14 protein-coding genes are annotated in these 13796 nt (G+C 64.5%); 3 read left to right on the plus strand and 11 right to left on the minus strand.

The features are described 5' to 3' along the window. Nucleotides 1-73: 73 nt before the first annotated feature. From rseP to rpsB, 8 genes are all read right to left on the minus strand, one after another. Nucleotides 74-1207 (minus strand): RIP metalloprotease RseP, encoded by a 1134-nt coding sequence (rseP, locus tag AC1DPF_RS00580; protein WP_477959181.1) that lies wholly within the window; start codon nt 1205-1207, stop codon nt 74-76. Next, nucleotides 1204-2367: a 1-deoxy-D-xylulose-5-phosphate reductoisomerase gene (locus tag AC1DPF_RS00585; RefSeq protein ID WP_477959183.1), complete on the minus strand. Its 1164-nt coding sequence runs from the start codon at nt 2365-2367 to the stop codon at nt 1204-1206. The genes rseP and AC1DPF_RS00585 overlap by 4 nt, the downstream gene beginning before the upstream one ends. Then, a complete protein-coding gene (locus AC1DPF_RS00590; RefSeq protein WP_477959185.1) occupies nt 2364-3170 on the minus strand; it encodes a phosphatidate cytidylyltransferase in 807 nt (268 codons plus the stop codon). Before AC1DPF_RS00590 ends, AC1DPF_RS00585 begins: the two co-directional genes overlap by 4 nt. Before the next feature lie 6 nt (nt 3171-3176). Beyond that, nucleotides 3177-3923, minus strand: a complete 747-nt coding sequence (locus tag AC1DPF_RS00595) for an isoprenyl transferase (RefSeq protein WP_477866458.1) — start codon at nt 3921-3923, stop codon at nt 3177-3179. Then, nucleotides 3920-4477: a ribosome recycling factor gene (gene frr, locus AC1DPF_RS00600; RefSeq protein WP_477866456.1), complete on the minus strand. Its 558-nt coding sequence runs from the start codon at nt 4475-4477 to the stop codon at nt 3920-3922. The genes AC1DPF_RS00595 and frr overlap by 4 nt, the downstream gene beginning before the upstream one ends. A 2-nt stretch (nt 4478-4479) precedes the next feature. Continuing rightward, nucleotides 4480-5202 carry a UMP kinase gene (pyrH, locus tag AC1DPF_RS00605; RefSeq protein ID WP_477866454.1) on the minus strand — a complete coding sequence of 241 codons (723 nt, stop codon included), beginning with the start codon at nt 5200-5202 and terminating at the stop codon, nt 4480-4482. A gap of 184 nt (nt 5203-5386) precedes the next feature. Next, nucleotides 5387-6310, minus strand: coding sequence for a translation elongation factor Ts (gene tsf / locus AC1DPF_RS00610; protein WP_477959187.1), 924 nt, complete (start codon nt 6308-6310; stop codon nt 5387-5389). A 116-nt stretch (nt 6311-6426) separates the two neighbouring features. Further along, nucleotides 6427-7182 (minus strand): 30S ribosomal protein S2, encoded by a 756-nt coding sequence (gene rpsB, locus AC1DPF_RS00615; RefSeq protein ID WP_340315899.1) that lies wholly within the window; start codon nt 7180-7182, stop codon nt 6427-6429. A 224-nt stretch (nt 7183-7406) separates the two neighbouring features. Between rpsB and AC1DPF_RS00620 the strand changes: the two genes are divergently transcribed. Continuing rightward, the gene (locus AC1DPF_RS00620; protein ID WP_477959189.1) at nt 7407-7628 is read left to right on the plus strand and encodes a hypothetical protein; all 222 of its coding nucleotides are present in this window, start codon (nt 7407-7409) and stop codon (nt 7626-7628) included. Here the strand turns inward: AC1DPF_RS00620 and AC1DPF_RS00625 are convergent. Then, entirely contained in the window at nt 7576-8364 is a 789-nt protein-coding gene (locus AC1DPF_RS00625; RefSeq protein ID WP_477866448.1) for a CDP-alcohol phosphatidyltransferase family protein, read from the minus strand. The genes AC1DPF_RS00620 and AC1DPF_RS00625 overlap by 53 nt on opposite strands. Nucleotides 8365-8395: 31 nt before the next feature. Next, nucleotides 8396-9130, minus strand: a complete 735-nt coding sequence (locus AC1DPF_RS00630; RefSeq protein WP_477959191.1) for a phosphatidylserine decarboxylase — start codon at nt 9128-9130, stop codon at nt 8396-8398. Between the two features lie 164 nt (nt 9131-9294). Here AC1DPF_RS00630 and AC1DPF_RS00635 point away from each other — a divergent pair, with 164 nt between their 5' ends. Then, nucleotides 9295-10515 (plus strand): NADP-dependent isocitrate dehydrogenase, encoded by a 1221-nt coding sequence (locus AC1DPF_RS00635; RefSeq protein ID WP_477959193.1) that lies wholly within the window; start codon nt 9295-9297, stop codon nt 10513-10515. A 66-nt stretch (nt 10516-10581) separates the two neighbouring features. Here AC1DPF_RS00635 and AC1DPF_RS00640 read toward each other — a convergent pair whose 3' ends face one another. After that, complete coding sequence (locus AC1DPF_RS00640; protein ID WP_477959195.1) at nt 10582-11838, minus strand: FAD-dependent oxidoreductase; 1257 nt, start codon at nt 11836-11838, stop codon at nt 10582-10584. Between the two features lie 59 nt (nt 11839-11897). On the opposite strand from AC1DPF_RS00640, the gene AC1DPF_RS00645 reads away from it, so the two are divergent. Then, the gene (locus tag AC1DPF_RS00645; protein ID WP_477866440.1) at nt 11898-13655 is read left to right on the plus strand and encodes a cation:proton antiporter domain-containing protein; all 1758 of its coding nucleotides are present in this window, start codon (nt 11898-11900) and stop codon (nt 13653-13655) included. The last annotated feature ends 141 nt before the right edge of the window (nt 13656-13796 follow it).

Consider the following 13796-nt stretch of genomic DNA (forward strand, 5'->3'; position numbering starts at 1 on the left):
CCGTCACGCGTTCCCCGCTTCATAGAATCCGTCCGCTCGTCAGGGAGCGTGCGCCTGCACTGCCCCAACAAGCTCAGCCGATCAACCCGGCAAGCCTCTTGAGGGCACCCAGCGACAGAATATCATTAAGCGTTACGAAGATCATGAAGGACAGAAGCACCGCCAATCCCGATCGGAACGCCCATTCCATCGCCCGCTCCGGCACCGGCCGACGCGCAATCCCCTCGAAAAGGTAGAAGACCAGATGTCCTCCATCGAGCATGGGGATTGGCAACAGGTTGATGAATCCCAGATTAATCGAAATGAGCGCCATCAGCATGACGAAGTTGAGCAGGCCGAGCGACGCCTGCTGGCCCGAAACCTGCGCGATCTTGATCGGACCGCCCAGTTCCTTGACCGAACGCCGCCCGGTCACGATCTGGCCGAGCGTGTCGACCATGGTCCGGACGATGCCGAAAGTCTGGCGGGTCGCCTCGACAGGCAGTTGCATCAACGGGACGGGCTCGATCACCTGCTGCCCCGACATCACGCCGATCGAGCCCTTGCGGAACTCGTTCCCGAACCGGTCCCGCTCGATGGTAGCCGCGGTGGTGACATAGACCGTCCGCCGCTCGTGATCGCGCGCGATCCGCAGCCGCAAGCGTTCGTCCGGGCGGAACCGGATCATTTCGGCGAGTTCGTCGAAGGTGTGAACCGGGCGGCCAGCGATCGATACCACGCGGTCGCCTGGCTGCAATCCCGCCTTGGCAGCCGGTGAGTTGGCCATGACCGCGGAGATCACGGATGGCGTCCTCGGCACGCCATAGACCGCGAAAAACGCCATGAAGATGCCGATCGCCACGAGGAAATTCGTCAGCGGGCCGGCAAAGACGATGAAGAAGCGCTGCCAGACCGACTTGGCCTGAAAAGTCTGCGCCCGCTCCTCGGGCGGTAGCGCAAGCCACTCGGCTGTCGGCTGGCTCGCCGGATTCATGTCGCCGGCAAATTTCACATAGCCGCCCATCGGCATCCAGCCGAGTTTCCAGCGGGTGCCGCGCGAATCAGTATAACCGGCGATCTCCCGGCCGAAACCGATCGAGAAGGCGTCGGCCTTCACCCCGCAGAGGCGTCCGGCGAGATAATGGCCGAGTTCGTGGACGAAGATCAGCGGGCCTATGACCAGCAGAAAAGCGAGTACAGTGAACAGGATGCCTGGGTTATCTGTCACGCTGTGATAATCTCCATCGCGGCCCGCGCGGTGGCGCGGGCACCGGCATCGATCGCAAAAACATCGTCGAGCGATACGGGCATCGGCGGATCGTAGCGCTCCAAGGCTTTGCGCACGATTAACGCAATATCGAGAAAGCCGATCCGCCCTTCCAGAAATGCTGCGACCGCAACCTCGTTGGCCGCATTCAGGATTGCGGGACGCGCGCCGCCGGCGGCAAGCACCTCGCGCGCGAGGGCAAGCGCGGGGAAGCGATCGAGATCGGGCGCGCTGAAATCGAGCCGCCCGACCATGGCCAGGTCGAGCGGCTTGCACGGCGTCGCCATCCGTTGCGGCCAGGCGAGGCTATGCGCGATCGGCGTGCGCATGTCGGGCGTACCGAGCTGGGCCAGCACCGAGCCGTCGATATAGTCGACCAGGGCATGAACCACCGACTGCGGATGTATGATCGCGTCGAAGCCGTCCGCCGGCAACGGGAACAGCTGATAGGCCTCGATGAGTTCGAGCCCCTTGTTCATCAGCGTCGCGCTATCGACCGAAATCTTCGCGCCCATCGACCAGTTGGGATGTTTTACCGCCTGGGCCGGCGTCGCGGCGCGCATCGCCTCGATGCTCCAGTCGCGAAACGGGCCGCCGCTGGCAGTGAGCGTTACCTTCCGGATGCTGCCTGGTGCGGCATGGTCGAAGCATTGGAATACGGCATTATGCTCAGAATCCACCGGAAGCAGCGTTGCGCCATGGACCTGCGCGGCTTTGGTCATCAGCGCGCCGGCAGAGACGAGCGATTCCTTATTGGCGAGCGCTACCGTCCCACCCGCGCTGAGCGCCGCCATCGCCGATCTCAGGCCGGCGATCCCGACGATCGCCGCCATCGTCCAGTCTGCGCCGAGCGACGCCGCGTCGATAATTGCCTGCTCCCCGGCCGCGACGCGCGTCGCGGTGCCCGAAAGAGCCTCCTTCAGCGCCGGGTACAGCGACGTATCGCCGATCACGGCCAGTCCGGCATTCGTGCGCCGCGCGGCATCGGCCAGGCCAGCAACGTCACGTTGGGCCGTCAGCGCCGCTACCGCGAAGCGCTCGGGCTCACGTTCGATCAGGTCGAGCGTCGAGGTGCCGATCGAGCCTGTCGCGCCGAGGATCGAGACGCTGCGAACCGTCATAACAGGCCCGCCGCGACGCCCGCAGCCACCAGCACGGCGACCGGCACCACGCCATCGAGGCGGTCGAGCACGCCGCCATGGCCGGGCAGCAGCTTGCCGCTGTCCTTGACGCCCGAGCGACGCTTGAGCCAGCTTTCGAACAGATCGCCCATCTGGGCGGCGATGGCCAGCGGAGCGCCGGCGATCCAGCAGAACAGCGGAAGATTTCCGGCCGAGGCGGTGCCCGCCCCGGCGAGCAGCGCGGCGGCCATGCCGCCGACCAGCCCGGCCCAGGTCTTGTTCGGGCTCAGCGCAGGCGCAAGCTTCGGGCCGCCGATCGCCCGTCCTGCGAAATAGGCGCCGATGTCGGTCGCCCAGACGATCACCAGCGTCCACAGCGCGAGCATCAGCCCCTGCCCAGGCTGCTCGCGCAGGAAAACCAGAGCAATCGCCGGGATTACGGCATAGAGCAATCCTGCGCCGAGCCGTGCCCGGAAGGTGATGACCGCGAGCAGGATCGCGCCGAGCCCGACAAGATCCAGCGTCTGCGCAATGATGCGATCCTCATAGGCGGCGAGCTGCGTCGCATTGGTGAAAGCCAGCGCCACGCCCATGATGGCAGCTGCGAGCGCCGCCCCAAGAACGGTCTGCCACCGGGCCGCCTTGGCCATTGCGGCCCATTCGATCATCATGAGGACCGCGAACAGCGAGGCGAGCCCCCAAAAAGCGACGCCGCCCAGCCAGAGCGCTGCCAGCGCGATGGTGATCATCACCATGCCCGACAGGACGCGGAGCTTCAGTTCGGAGGCCGCAGCCTGTGCCATGGCAGCTTATCGTCCGCCGAAGCGGCGCTCGCGCGTGCCGAAATCGGCGATGGCGGCGGCAAGTGCCTTGCCATCGAAGTCGGGCCAGAGCGTGTCGACGAACAGCAATTCGGCGTAGGCGGCCTGCCACAGCAGGAAATTGGAGAGCCGCCGCTCGCCCGAGGTCCGGATCAGCAGATCGAGCGGCGGAAGATCGCTGGTGTCGAGGCGCGCCTCGATCGCGGCGGCATCGATGTCGCCCGGGCAAAGCCTTCCGGCGCCGACCTCCATGGCGATCTCGCGCATGGCGCGAACCATCTCGTCCTGGGCGCCGTAGTTGAGCGCCAACACGAAATCGAGCCGGCGATTGTCCTTGGTGCGTTCGACGCCCTCGCGAACCAGATCGATCAGGTCGCCCTCGAGCCCGTTGATATCGCCGATAGTGCGCAGGCGGATGCCATTGCGATCGAGTTCGTCGACCTCCTTGCGGAGATAATGGCGCAGCAGCCCCATCAGGTCCGACACTTCCTCGGTCGAGCGCCGCCAGTTCTCCGACGAGAAAGCGTAAAGGGTGAGCGCCTGCAGCCCGAGATCGGCCGCAGCCTTCACGGTCGTGCGGACAGCCTCCGCGCCTGCCCTATGGCCTGCCACGCGGGGCAGGAAGCGGCGCTTCGCCCAACGCCCATTGCCATCCATGATGATCGCGACATGGCGCGGCCCGCTGCTCGTGGCGGCGACCGCATTGGCGACAGGGCTGGCCGAGAGGCCTTTCACTTGCCGAGGATTTCCTTTTCCTTGGCGCCCGCTGCGGCGTCGATCTCTGCGATGGTACTATCGGTCAGCTTCTGCACCTCGACCTCACGGCGCTTGCGGTCGTCCTCGCTGATGACGCCCTTCTTCTCGTCGACCTTGAGGCTGTCCATGCCGTCGCGGCGGACGTTGCGGGCAGCGACGCGGGCTTTTTCGGCATATTGGCTGGCGAGCTTGGCCAGCTCCTTGCGGCGCTCCTCGGTAAGGTCAGGGATCGGGATGCGCAGCGTCTGGCCGTCCATGATCGGGTTGAGTCCGAGCCCCGCCGAACGGATCGCCTTGTCGACGGGCCCGACATTGGACTTGTCCCACACCTGCACCGACAGCATGCGCGGTTCCGGGGCGGTGACCGTGGCGGCCTGGTTGAGCGGCATATGGCTGCCATATATCTCGACCGTCACCGGATCGAGCAGGTTCACCGAAGCCCGGCCGGTGCGCAGGCCGACCAGATCGCTCTTCAGCGATTCCACGGCTCCGTGCATGCGGCGTTCGAGATCGGCCTTGTCGTATGCGGGCATGTTTACCTCTCCTGGTTCTGGACGATCGTGGCAGTGCCCGAACCAGCAAGCACCTTGGCCAGATTGCCCTGCTCGCGGATGTTGAATACCACGATCGGAATGTTGTTGTCGCGGCACAGCGCGACGGCGCTTGCATCCATCACTTTCAGATTGTCGGCAAGGACGCGATCGAAGGTCACCGTGTCGTACCGCTTGGCGGTCGCGACCTTCTTCGGATCGGCGTCATAGACGCCATCGACCGAAGTGCCCTTGATCAGGGCATCGCAGCCCATTTCGGCGGCGCGCAGCGCTGCGGCGCTGTCGGTGGTGAAATAGGGATTGCCGGTGCCGGCGGCGAATATGACGATCCGGCCCTTCTGGAGGTGCCGTTCGGCGCGGCGGCGGATGAACGGTTCACACACCGTGCTCATCGGTATCGCCGACTGGACCCGGGTATCGACGCCGATCTGCTCGAGCGCATTCTGCACCGCCAGCGCGTTCATCACCGTGGCGAGCATGCCCATATAATCGGCGCTGGTCCGGTCGAAACCCTTTGCGGCAGCCGCCAGCCCGCGAAAGATATTGCCGCCGCCGACGACGAGACAGAGTTCGTAATTCGCGGCGACATCGGCGATCTCTCTGGCGACGCGGGCGACGGTATCGGGATCGATGCCGAAGTTCCCCTGCCCCATCAACACCTCGCCCGACAGCTTCAGCAGGATACGGTTGAAGCGTGGTCGGTCCATAGATTGGGATCTCATGCGTTACAGGAAGCGATGGGCACCTTAGGGGCAGCTTACAAGCCTGCCAAGCGCCAGCGCGCTTTCAAGGCGGAGGATGACATCCGCCGACTCGGAAAGCGGCTCATCCAAGACAAAAAGGCCCGCCCTCCGGCTTGAAAAGCAGGAAGGCGGGCCTCGCTGGAGAGGGTCAGCCCTTGGCCGCTGCGGCGACTTCCGCGGCGAAGTCGCTGGTTTCCTTCTCGATGCCTTCACCGAGCTGGAAGCGGACATAATCCTTGAGCGTGATCGAGCCGCCGGCGGCTTTCGCCGCATTGGCCACGACCTGTGCGATCGGGGTCTTGTTGTCGATCACGAAGACCTGGCTGAGCAGCGCATTTTCCTTGCGGAACTTGGCGACCGCGCCCTGGACCATCTTTTCCACGATCTCGGCCGGCTTGCCCGATTCGGCGGCCTTCTCGGCAGCGATCGCGCGCTCACGCTCGATCACGGCCGGGTCCAGTCCGTCCTCGGTCAGCGCATGCGGGAAAGCGGCGGCGATGTGCATCGCGATCTGCTTGCCCAGGGCTTCCATGGCGTCGACCGGGGCATCGCCCTCGAGCGCGACGAGCACGCCGATCTTGCCGAGGCCCGGCGATACCGCGTTGTGCATGTAGGACACGATCGCGCCCTTCGACACTTCGACGATCTTCGCGCGGCGCAGCGTCTGGTTCTCGCCGATGGTGGCGATGTTCGAGGTCAGCTTCTCGCTGACGCTGCCGCCGCCGGGATAGCCCGCTGCGCCGAGCGCCGCGACATCCTCACCGGTGGCAAGCGCAAGCTTCGAAACGGTGCGGACGAAATCCTGGAACTGCTCGTTCTTGGCGACGAAATCGGTTTCCGAATTGACCTCTACGGCAGCGCCGCGGGTACCTTCGACGGCCACGCCGACCAGACCCTCGGCCGCAGTACGGCTCGACTTCTTCGCAGCGGTGGCAAGGCCCTTGGTGCGGAGCCAGTCGATCGCGGCGTCCATGTCGCCGTTGTTCTCGGTCAGCGCCTTCTTGCAGTCCATCATGCCGGCACCCGACTTCTCGCGCAGGTCCTTCACGGCAGCAGCGGTGATCTCCGCCATATTCTCTTCCTTCTTGCTTACGGGACGGGGGAAGGAGCGTTGCCACCCCTACCCCCGCGCGTTCTCGGCTTGAGCCGAGACATGTTCATGACAGCAGCCCAGCAGGCCGTGCCGGATCAGTTCGCCAGAGCCTGCTCGACGGGTGGCTCGGCAGCAGCGCCGAAGTCTTCGCCGCGCGACTGGCGCGCGTCGTTGCCGCCACGGGTCGCCGCTTCGGCAATCGACTCGCAGTAAAGGCGAATCGCGCGAGCGGCGTCGTCATTGGCCGGCACCGGGAAGGCGATGCCGTCCGGGCTGACGTTCGAATCCAGGATCGCGACGACCGGGATGCCGAGCGTGTTCGCTTCCTTGATCGCCAGCTCTTCCTTGTTGGCGTCGATCACGAACATTACGTCCGGAATGCCGCCCATGTCGCGGATGCCGCCAAGCGAAAGCTCGAACTTGTCGCGCTCACGGGTGAGCTGGAGGACTTCCTTCTTGGTCAGGCCATGGGTGTCGCCCGACAGCTGCTCCTCGAGCGCCTTGAAGCGCTTGATCGACATCGAGATGGTCTTCCAGTTGGTGAGCATGCCGCCAAGCCAGCGATGGTTGACATAATGCTGGCCCGAACGGCGCGCTGCTTCTGCGATCGGCTCCTGCGCCTGGCGCTTGGTGCCGACGAACAAAACCTTGCCGCCATTCTGGACGGTCTGGGCGACGAATTCGAGCGCGCGTGCGAACAGCGGCACGGTCTGCGAGAGATCGATGATGTGAACACCGTTGCGGTCTCCGAAGAGATACGGCTTCATCTTCGGATTCCAGCGGTGAGTCTGGTGACCGAAATGTGCGCCGGCATCGAGCAATGCCTGCATGGAGACGGTGGGAGCCGCCATAGGATTTTCTCCTTACCCGGTTGAACCTCTGTGGAGCGGTAACCGGGAAACCCGGCACCGGATTATGTGCCCCACATGTGGAATGCCCGCGCCTTTATGCGAGCCGACACGCAAAATCAAGGCTTGACACGATAGAACAAATCATGAACATGTGGAACGGCACACCGTTTCAGGCGCTTTCGGCTATCCCCCGGTTCGAAGGAAACGGACGACAAAGGACGAACATGATGCTTCAGCTTCTTTCCTTCGCGTTGTTCAGCACGGTCCTGCTGGTTTCGATCGCGGCGATCGTCGCCACCGTCCAGGCGGAGATGGCCCATATTCTTCGTGCCCTCGGCATCGCCCCGGCGCCTGTACCGCCGCTGCGCTCCACCGGCGAGCGACGCGTGCGCGTCATATCCCAGGCGGCGCCGGCTGGTCCAAAGGCGCTCCGCGCTGCCGCCTGATGCGGCTATAGGCGATCACGCTAAATGGTATGGTGCTCAGGTAGAACAGCATCAGGAAACTGAGGGTATGCCAGGGCGCCGTGAACAGGGCCGCTCCGGCCATTGCGACCAGCAACAGCGCCGGCAAGCGCCAGGCGCGTGAGATGTGGAGCGACGACCAGCTATAGGTCGCCAGGTCCGAGATCATCAGGAAGCCGATGAGCGATGACCAGCCGCAGATGAAATAGGGATCGCGGAAGACGTCGAGCCCGCTCCACAGCCACATCGCCACCGGCACCAGCATCATGCCGGCACCGGTGGGCGCCGGAACGCCGGTCAGGAAGCCCGCTGCCTTGCGCGGATGTTCGGCGCTGTCGATCGAAGCGTTGAAGCGCGCAAGCCTGAGCGCCGCGCACACCGCATAGCCCAACGCGAAGATCCAGCCGAAGCGCGGAATCGCGTTGAGCGACCACAGGAACATGATGATCGCGGGCGACACCCCGAACGCAATGACGTCCGAGAGCGAGTCGAGCTCCGCGCCGAAGCGGCTTTCACCCTTGAGCAGGCGGGCAATGCGACCGTCGAGCCCATCCAATATGCCGGCGATCAGGATGGCGAACAGCGCGCGTTCCCAGTCCCCGGCAAGGGCGAAGCGCACCCCGGTGAGGCCCGAGCACAGCGCCAGCGCCGTCACGGCGTTGGGCGCCACCGCCCGCGCGGGTATGCCCCGCCTTATATTCTGGCGACGACCGCGCATCAGTTCCGCCCCTTCGCCCGTGACGCCCTTGTCATTGCGCCGCGCCGACAGTCCGCTCGGGCTCGCCGATCCTGGCGATGACGGTTTCGCCGGCGATGGTACGCTGGCCCAGCGCGACGCGATGCCCGGTTCCAGCAGGCAGATAGACGTCCACCCGGCTGCCGAAGCGGATCAGGCCGACGCGCTGGCCAAGCCCGACGATATCGCCGGCCTTGACGAACGGTACGATGCGCCGCGCCACCAGCCCGGCGATCTGGGTGAAGCCGATCCGGGTGCCGTCAGCGCCCTCGACCAATATATGCTGGCGCTCATTCTCCTCGCTCGCCTTGTCAAGATCGGCGTTGAGGAAGCTCCCGGCGATATAGGCCACCTTGCGGATCGTGCCGGGGATCGGCGTGCGATTGATATGGACGTCGAACACCGACATGAAGATCGAGACGCGGGTCATCGGCGCATCGCCAAGCCCGTCCTCGCCGGCCATCTCGCGCGGCGGCGGGACGGTGGTGATCATCGTAACGAGGCCATCGGCCGGCGCGATCACCAGCCCCTCGCCAGTCGGCGTGCTGCGGACAGGATCGCGGAAGAACGCGGCCACCCAGACGGTGATGCCTGCCATCGGCCAGGCGAGCGTCTCCCAGGCGAGCAACGCGAAGATCAGCGCGATCACCGCGGAGATGAGGACGAATTTGCGGCCTTCGGGATGAACGCTGGGCCAGCGCCACTTGACCGAAGTGGTTCCAATATCGGGCTTATCGATTGAAGTCATCGCACCTTCCTAGGGCCGAGGGGCGGGGCTGACAATCGTTGCCGCCGTAGCGGGGTTCCGCCAAGGCCTCCCGGAACGTCAAGAAAACCATGCCCGAACGGTTGATCCCACCGATTTCGTAGCATAGGGACGGCCGCAATATTCCTCCCCGGAGACAGAAAAGCATGGCGAAGATCAAGGTGAAGACCCCGATCGTCGAACTCGACGGCGACGAGATGACCCGCATCATCTGGCAGTGGATTCGCGAACGCCTGATCCTCCCTTATCTCGATATCGACCTCAAATATTATGACCTCTCGGTCGAGAAGCGTGACGAGACCGGTGACCAGATCACCATCGATAGCGCCAAGGCGATCCAGCAATATGGCGTTGGCGTAAAATGCGCGACGATCACGCCCGATGAGGCCCGCGTCGAAGAGTTCAAGCTCAAGAAGATGTGGAAGTCGCCGAACGGCACCATCCGCAACATCCTCGGCGGCGTAGTCTTCCGCGAACCGATCGTGATCAAGAACGTGCCCAGGCTGGTGCCGGGGTGGACCGATCCGATCGTGGTCGGCCGCCACGCCTTCGGCGATCAGTATCGCGCCACCGACTTCCGCGTGCCCGGCCCGGGCAAGCTGCGGATGATCTGGGAAGGCGAAAATGGCGAGAAGATCGAGCATGAAGTGTTCGATTACCCGTCCGCAGGCGTCGCGATGGGCATGTACAACCTCGATGATTCGATCCGCGATTTCGCCCGTGCGAGCATGAACTATGCGCTCGACCGCGGATGGCCGCTCTACCTGTCGACCAAGAACACGATCCTCAAGGCCTATGACGGCCGCTTCAAGGATCTGTTTCAGGAAGTCTTCGACGCCGAATTCGCCGCCAAGTTCAAGGCACGCAACATCGTCTATGAGCATCGTCTGATCGACGACATGGTCGCCTCGGCGCTCAAATGGAGTGGAAAGTTCGTGTGGGCCTGCAAGAATTACGACGGCGACGTCCAGTCGGACACCGTCGCGCAGGGCTTCGGATCGCTTGGTCTTATGACCTCGGTGCTGATGTCGCCCGACGGCAAGACGATCGAGGCCGAGGCGGCGCACGGCACCGTCACTCGCCATTACCGCATGCACCAGCAGGGCAAGCAGACCTCGACCAATCCGATCGCCTCGATCTTCGCCTGGACCCAGGGCCTGATGTTCCGCGGCAAGTTCGACGATACCCCGGACGTCATCAGGTTCGCCGAAACGCTCGAGCGGATATGCATCGAAACCGTCGAGAAGGGCGGCATGACCAAGGATCTCGCGATCCTGATCGGTCCGGATCAGCCCTGGATGACCACCGAGCAGTTCTTCGAGGAAATCCGCATCAACCTCGAAAAGGAAATGGCCAGTTGGGCATAAGCCCGGCTACGGCAATCATGATATCGTCGCGGCGGAGGCCGGGATCTCGGGAGGCAAATGCGCATGCTATTCTCCTGGGATTCCGGTCTCCGCCGGAATGACGCTGGAGGCCGCGCGCGAGACCTCCACCGCCGGCGAGCGGATATGCTCGCGCCTCACACCGAGGCCGACGATCCGCGCCGGGATACGCTGCAGCACCGGAAAGCGATCCAGCATCCTGAGCGCGAACGGCGCTTCCATCTGCACGGTAGCGCCGAGCGTCGGCCCGAGCACATTGGCATGAACGGCGCGCTGCATCGCCTGGATGACCCGCACCGGAAAGAAGCGACGGTCCTGTACGCTGGCGAGCAGCCGATCGACAGCCTCGCCCCGCGCCAACGGCGCCGCCAGAATGTTCGCCGCGGCGACCGCATCCTGTATTGCCAGGTTGATGCCGACCCCGCCGACGGGGGACATCGCATGTGCCGCATCGCCGATCGCCAGCAGGCCGGGACGGTGCCACCGCTTCAGCCGATTGAGCGATACCGACAGCAGCTTCACATCGTCCCATGAGCTGATCGCTTCCAGGCCATTCGCGATCCCCGGCACAGTGCCGGCCACCCTTGCCTTGAATGCGGCGATACCTTCGCTGCGGATCCGCTCGGCGCCGCCCTTGGCGAACACGAAAGCGCATTGCCAATAATCGCCGCGATCAATCATCGCGATCACGGTGCCCGGCGCAAACTGGCCGGCCGTGCGATTCTCCGGTGTCCGCGGCTTGGGCACTCGAAACCAGAACACGTCGATCGGAGCGCCGAGATCCTCTCGCGGCAGTTGCGCGGCCTCCCGCAGCACGGAGCCGCGCCCATCGGCGGCAATGACCAGATCGGCCGCGATGGTCGTGGCATCGGCCAGGCGAACGCCGGTCACCCTGCCCGCCTGCTCGACAAGGCCGGCCACCTCGGCGTCCATGCGCAGCGAGAAACCGGGCCATCGGCTTGCCTCGTCACGAACGAAGTCGAGAAACTCCCACTGCGGCATCATCATCATGAATTTGTGACGCACCGGCAGGTGGCGCAGATCGGCAACGCCATATTCGCTTCCGCCGACGCGCGCCTTGATCGCGGTCACCCGATCATGCGGCCGGGCCAGCAACGCGTCGGCGAGACCGAGTTCATCGAACAGGGCGACGGTCGACGGGTGAACGGTATCGCCGCGAAAGTCGCGCAGGAAATCGCCATGCTTCTCCAGCACCAGCGTTTCGATGCCCGCCCGTGCGAACAGCAGCCCCGCCATCATCCCGGCTGGTCCTCCGCCGGCGATCACCAATGCTTTGTGTGTCATGATCAGTTATCCCCTCCCGCCGGGTGGCATTTATACGCCGTTGCCGCCACTATCCCGCCATGGCCTTTTCACTCACCTCGGCAGCCTTCAGCGACACGCTTGTCATCCTCGGCACCGCCGGGCTCGTAATTCCGGCTTTTACCCGGTTTCGGATCACCCCTGTTATCGGATTCATCCTGGTCGGTGCGCTGATCGGGCCGAACGCGCTTGGCCATCTGATTGCCGATTTCCCCTGGCTGTATTTCGTCACGATCAGCGATCCGCATGCGATCGAACCCTTCGCCGAATTCGGCATCATCCTGCTGCTGTTCTCGATCGGACTGGAGCTGAGCTTCCGCCGATTATGGGGGATGCGGCGCGCGGTATTTGGGCTGGGCTCGTCGAAGCTCATATTGTCGGCACTGATCATCGGCGGCGGCCTGCTGCTCTTCGGCGAACGGCCGGGCGGCGCGCTGGGGCTCGGCCTCGCGCTCGCGCTGTCGTCGACTGCGCTGGTGCTGCCGATGGTCGGCACGACCGGTGCCGTCGGCAAACGCGCCTTCGCGATCCTGCTGTTCGAGGATCTGGCGCTGGTGCCGATCATCTTCATCCTCGGCGCACTGGCGCCTTATGGCGACAATGCCGGCTGGGATGGCCTGCTCCGGACATTGGGCCTCGGTGCGCTGGTGATCGGCGCGATGATGATCGGCGGCCGCTATCTGCTCCCCAAGCTGTTCGCACAGGCCGCCCGCGCCAAGAATCCCGAGTTGTTCCTGTCGGCAAGCCTGCTGGTCGTGATCCTGGCGAGCATCGCAACGACCGCAGCCGGGCTATCGCCGATCGTCGGCGCGCTGATCGCGGGGCTGCTCATCGCCGAAACCGACTATCATGCCGAAGTCGAGCTGGTGATCGCGCCGTTCAAAGGGCTCGCGCTGGGCGTCTTCCTGATCACGGTGGGAATGTCGCTCGATCCGGCGATGCTCCTGGAAAATTGGCACGAACTCGCTCTCGCCGTTATCGCCGTGGTGGTAGCCAAGGCACTTCTGACGGCGCTGCTGCTGCGCTTCTGGGGCGCGAAGCGCGCGGTTTCGGCCGAGACCGGCCTGCTGATGTCCTCACCCTCGGAAACCACGCTGATCGTGCTGGGGACGGCGGCGCAGGCGCGGCTGATCGGCGCGGATACCGCCGCGTTCTGGCAGGTGGTCACCGCGATCGGGCTGACCATCACGCCTATCCTCGCAAAGGTCGGCCACGATATCGCGCGCAAGTTCGACGAAGGCGAGCACAAGTCCGACGCCAAGATCCCGGCCACCGCCCAGGGCCGGGCGATCATCGCCGGTTTCGGCCGTGTGGGCCGGCTCGTCGCGCAGATGCTCGATGCCCATGGCCAGAATTATCTTGCCGTCGATGCCGACATCGATGCGGTCATCAGCGCGCGGCGGCGCGGCTATGAGATCATGTATGGCGACATCGCCCGGCCGGGGATGATCGAGCTGCTCGACCTTTCGAAAGCTACCGCGCTGGTCCTGACGATGGACGATCCGGTCCAGGTGGTGCGCATCACCCGTTATGCCCGCGAACACCATCCCGGCCTGACCATCGTCGCCCGTGCGCGAGACCCGAACCACGCGGCCGAGCTATATCGGGCAGGCGCTACCGATGCGGTGCCGGAGACCCTCGAATCCTCGCTACAGCTGTCGGAAGCGGTGCTGGTCGATCTCGGCATCGCCATGGGCCCGGTCATCGCCTCGATCCACGAGAAGCGCGCGGAATTGCGCGCCAAGATCATGGAGATGGGCGAAATCGACAAGGAGCCGCGCCTCGGCCGCCTGCGCTGACCCAGACCTTGATCGGTTCAGGCTGAATCACGCTTCCGGTGGAAGCGCGTAGCGCTTCGACAAAATGAGATAGGCGGCAGCGCCGAAGGCGAGCAACAGAGTGCGGCTCAAGGCATCCCCCTTGTCCTGCGCGGACGATAG

It is taken from the genome of Rhizorhabdus sp. P4_G6, from assembly GCF_056401045.1.

Excerpts from the sequence above, each read along its gene's own strand:
- tsf (WP_477959187.1), bottom strand. The coding sequence starts at position 6,310 with ATGGCGGAGATCACCGCTGCTGCCGTGAAGGACCTGCGCGAGAAGTCG.
- AC1DPF_RS00590 (WP_477959185.1), bottom strand. The coding sequence starts at position 3,170 with ATGGCACAGGCTGCGGCCTCCGAACTGAAGCTCCGCGTCCTGTCGGGC.
- AC1DPF_RS00645 (WP_477866440.1), top strand. The coding sequence starts at position 11,898 with ATGGCCTTTTCACTCACCTCGGCAGCCTTCAGCGACACGCTTGTCATC.
- AC1DPF_RS00620 (WP_477959189.1), top strand. The coding sequence starts at position 7,407 with ATGATGCTTCAGCTTCTTTCCTTCGCGTTGTTCAGCACGGTCCTGCTG.
- rpsB (WP_340315899.1), bottom strand. The coding sequence starts at position 7,182 with ATGGCGGCTCCCACCGTCTCCATGCAGGCATTGCTCGATGCCGGCGCA.
- AC1DPF_RS00640 (WP_477959195.1), bottom strand. The coding sequence starts at position 11,838 with ATGACACACAAAGCATTGGTGATCGCCGGCGGAGGACCAGCCGGGATG.
- AC1DPF_RS00630 (WP_477959191.1), bottom strand. The coding sequence starts at position 9,130 with ATGACTTCAATCGATAAGCCCGATATTGGAACCACTTCGGTCAAGTGG.
- AC1DPF_RS00585 (WP_477959183.1), bottom strand. The coding sequence starts at position 2,367 with ATGACGGTTCGCAGCGTCTCGATCCTCGGCGCGACAGGCTCGATCGGC.
- frr (WP_477866456.1), bottom strand. The coding sequence starts at position 4,477 with ATGCCCGCATACGACAAGGCCGATCTCGAACGCCGCATGCACGGAGCC.
- AC1DPF_RS00635 (WP_477959193.1), top strand. The coding sequence starts at position 9,295 with ATGGCGAAGATCAAGGTGAAGACCCCGATCGTCGAACTCGACGGCGAC.
- pyrH (WP_477866454.1), bottom strand. The coding sequence starts at position 5,202 with ATGGACCGACCACGCTTCAACCGTATCCTGCTGAAGCTGTCGGGCGAG.
- AC1DPF_RS00625 (WP_477866448.1), bottom strand. The coding sequence starts at position 8,364 with ATGCGCGGTCGTCGCCAGAATATAAGGCGGGGCATACCCGCGCGGGCG.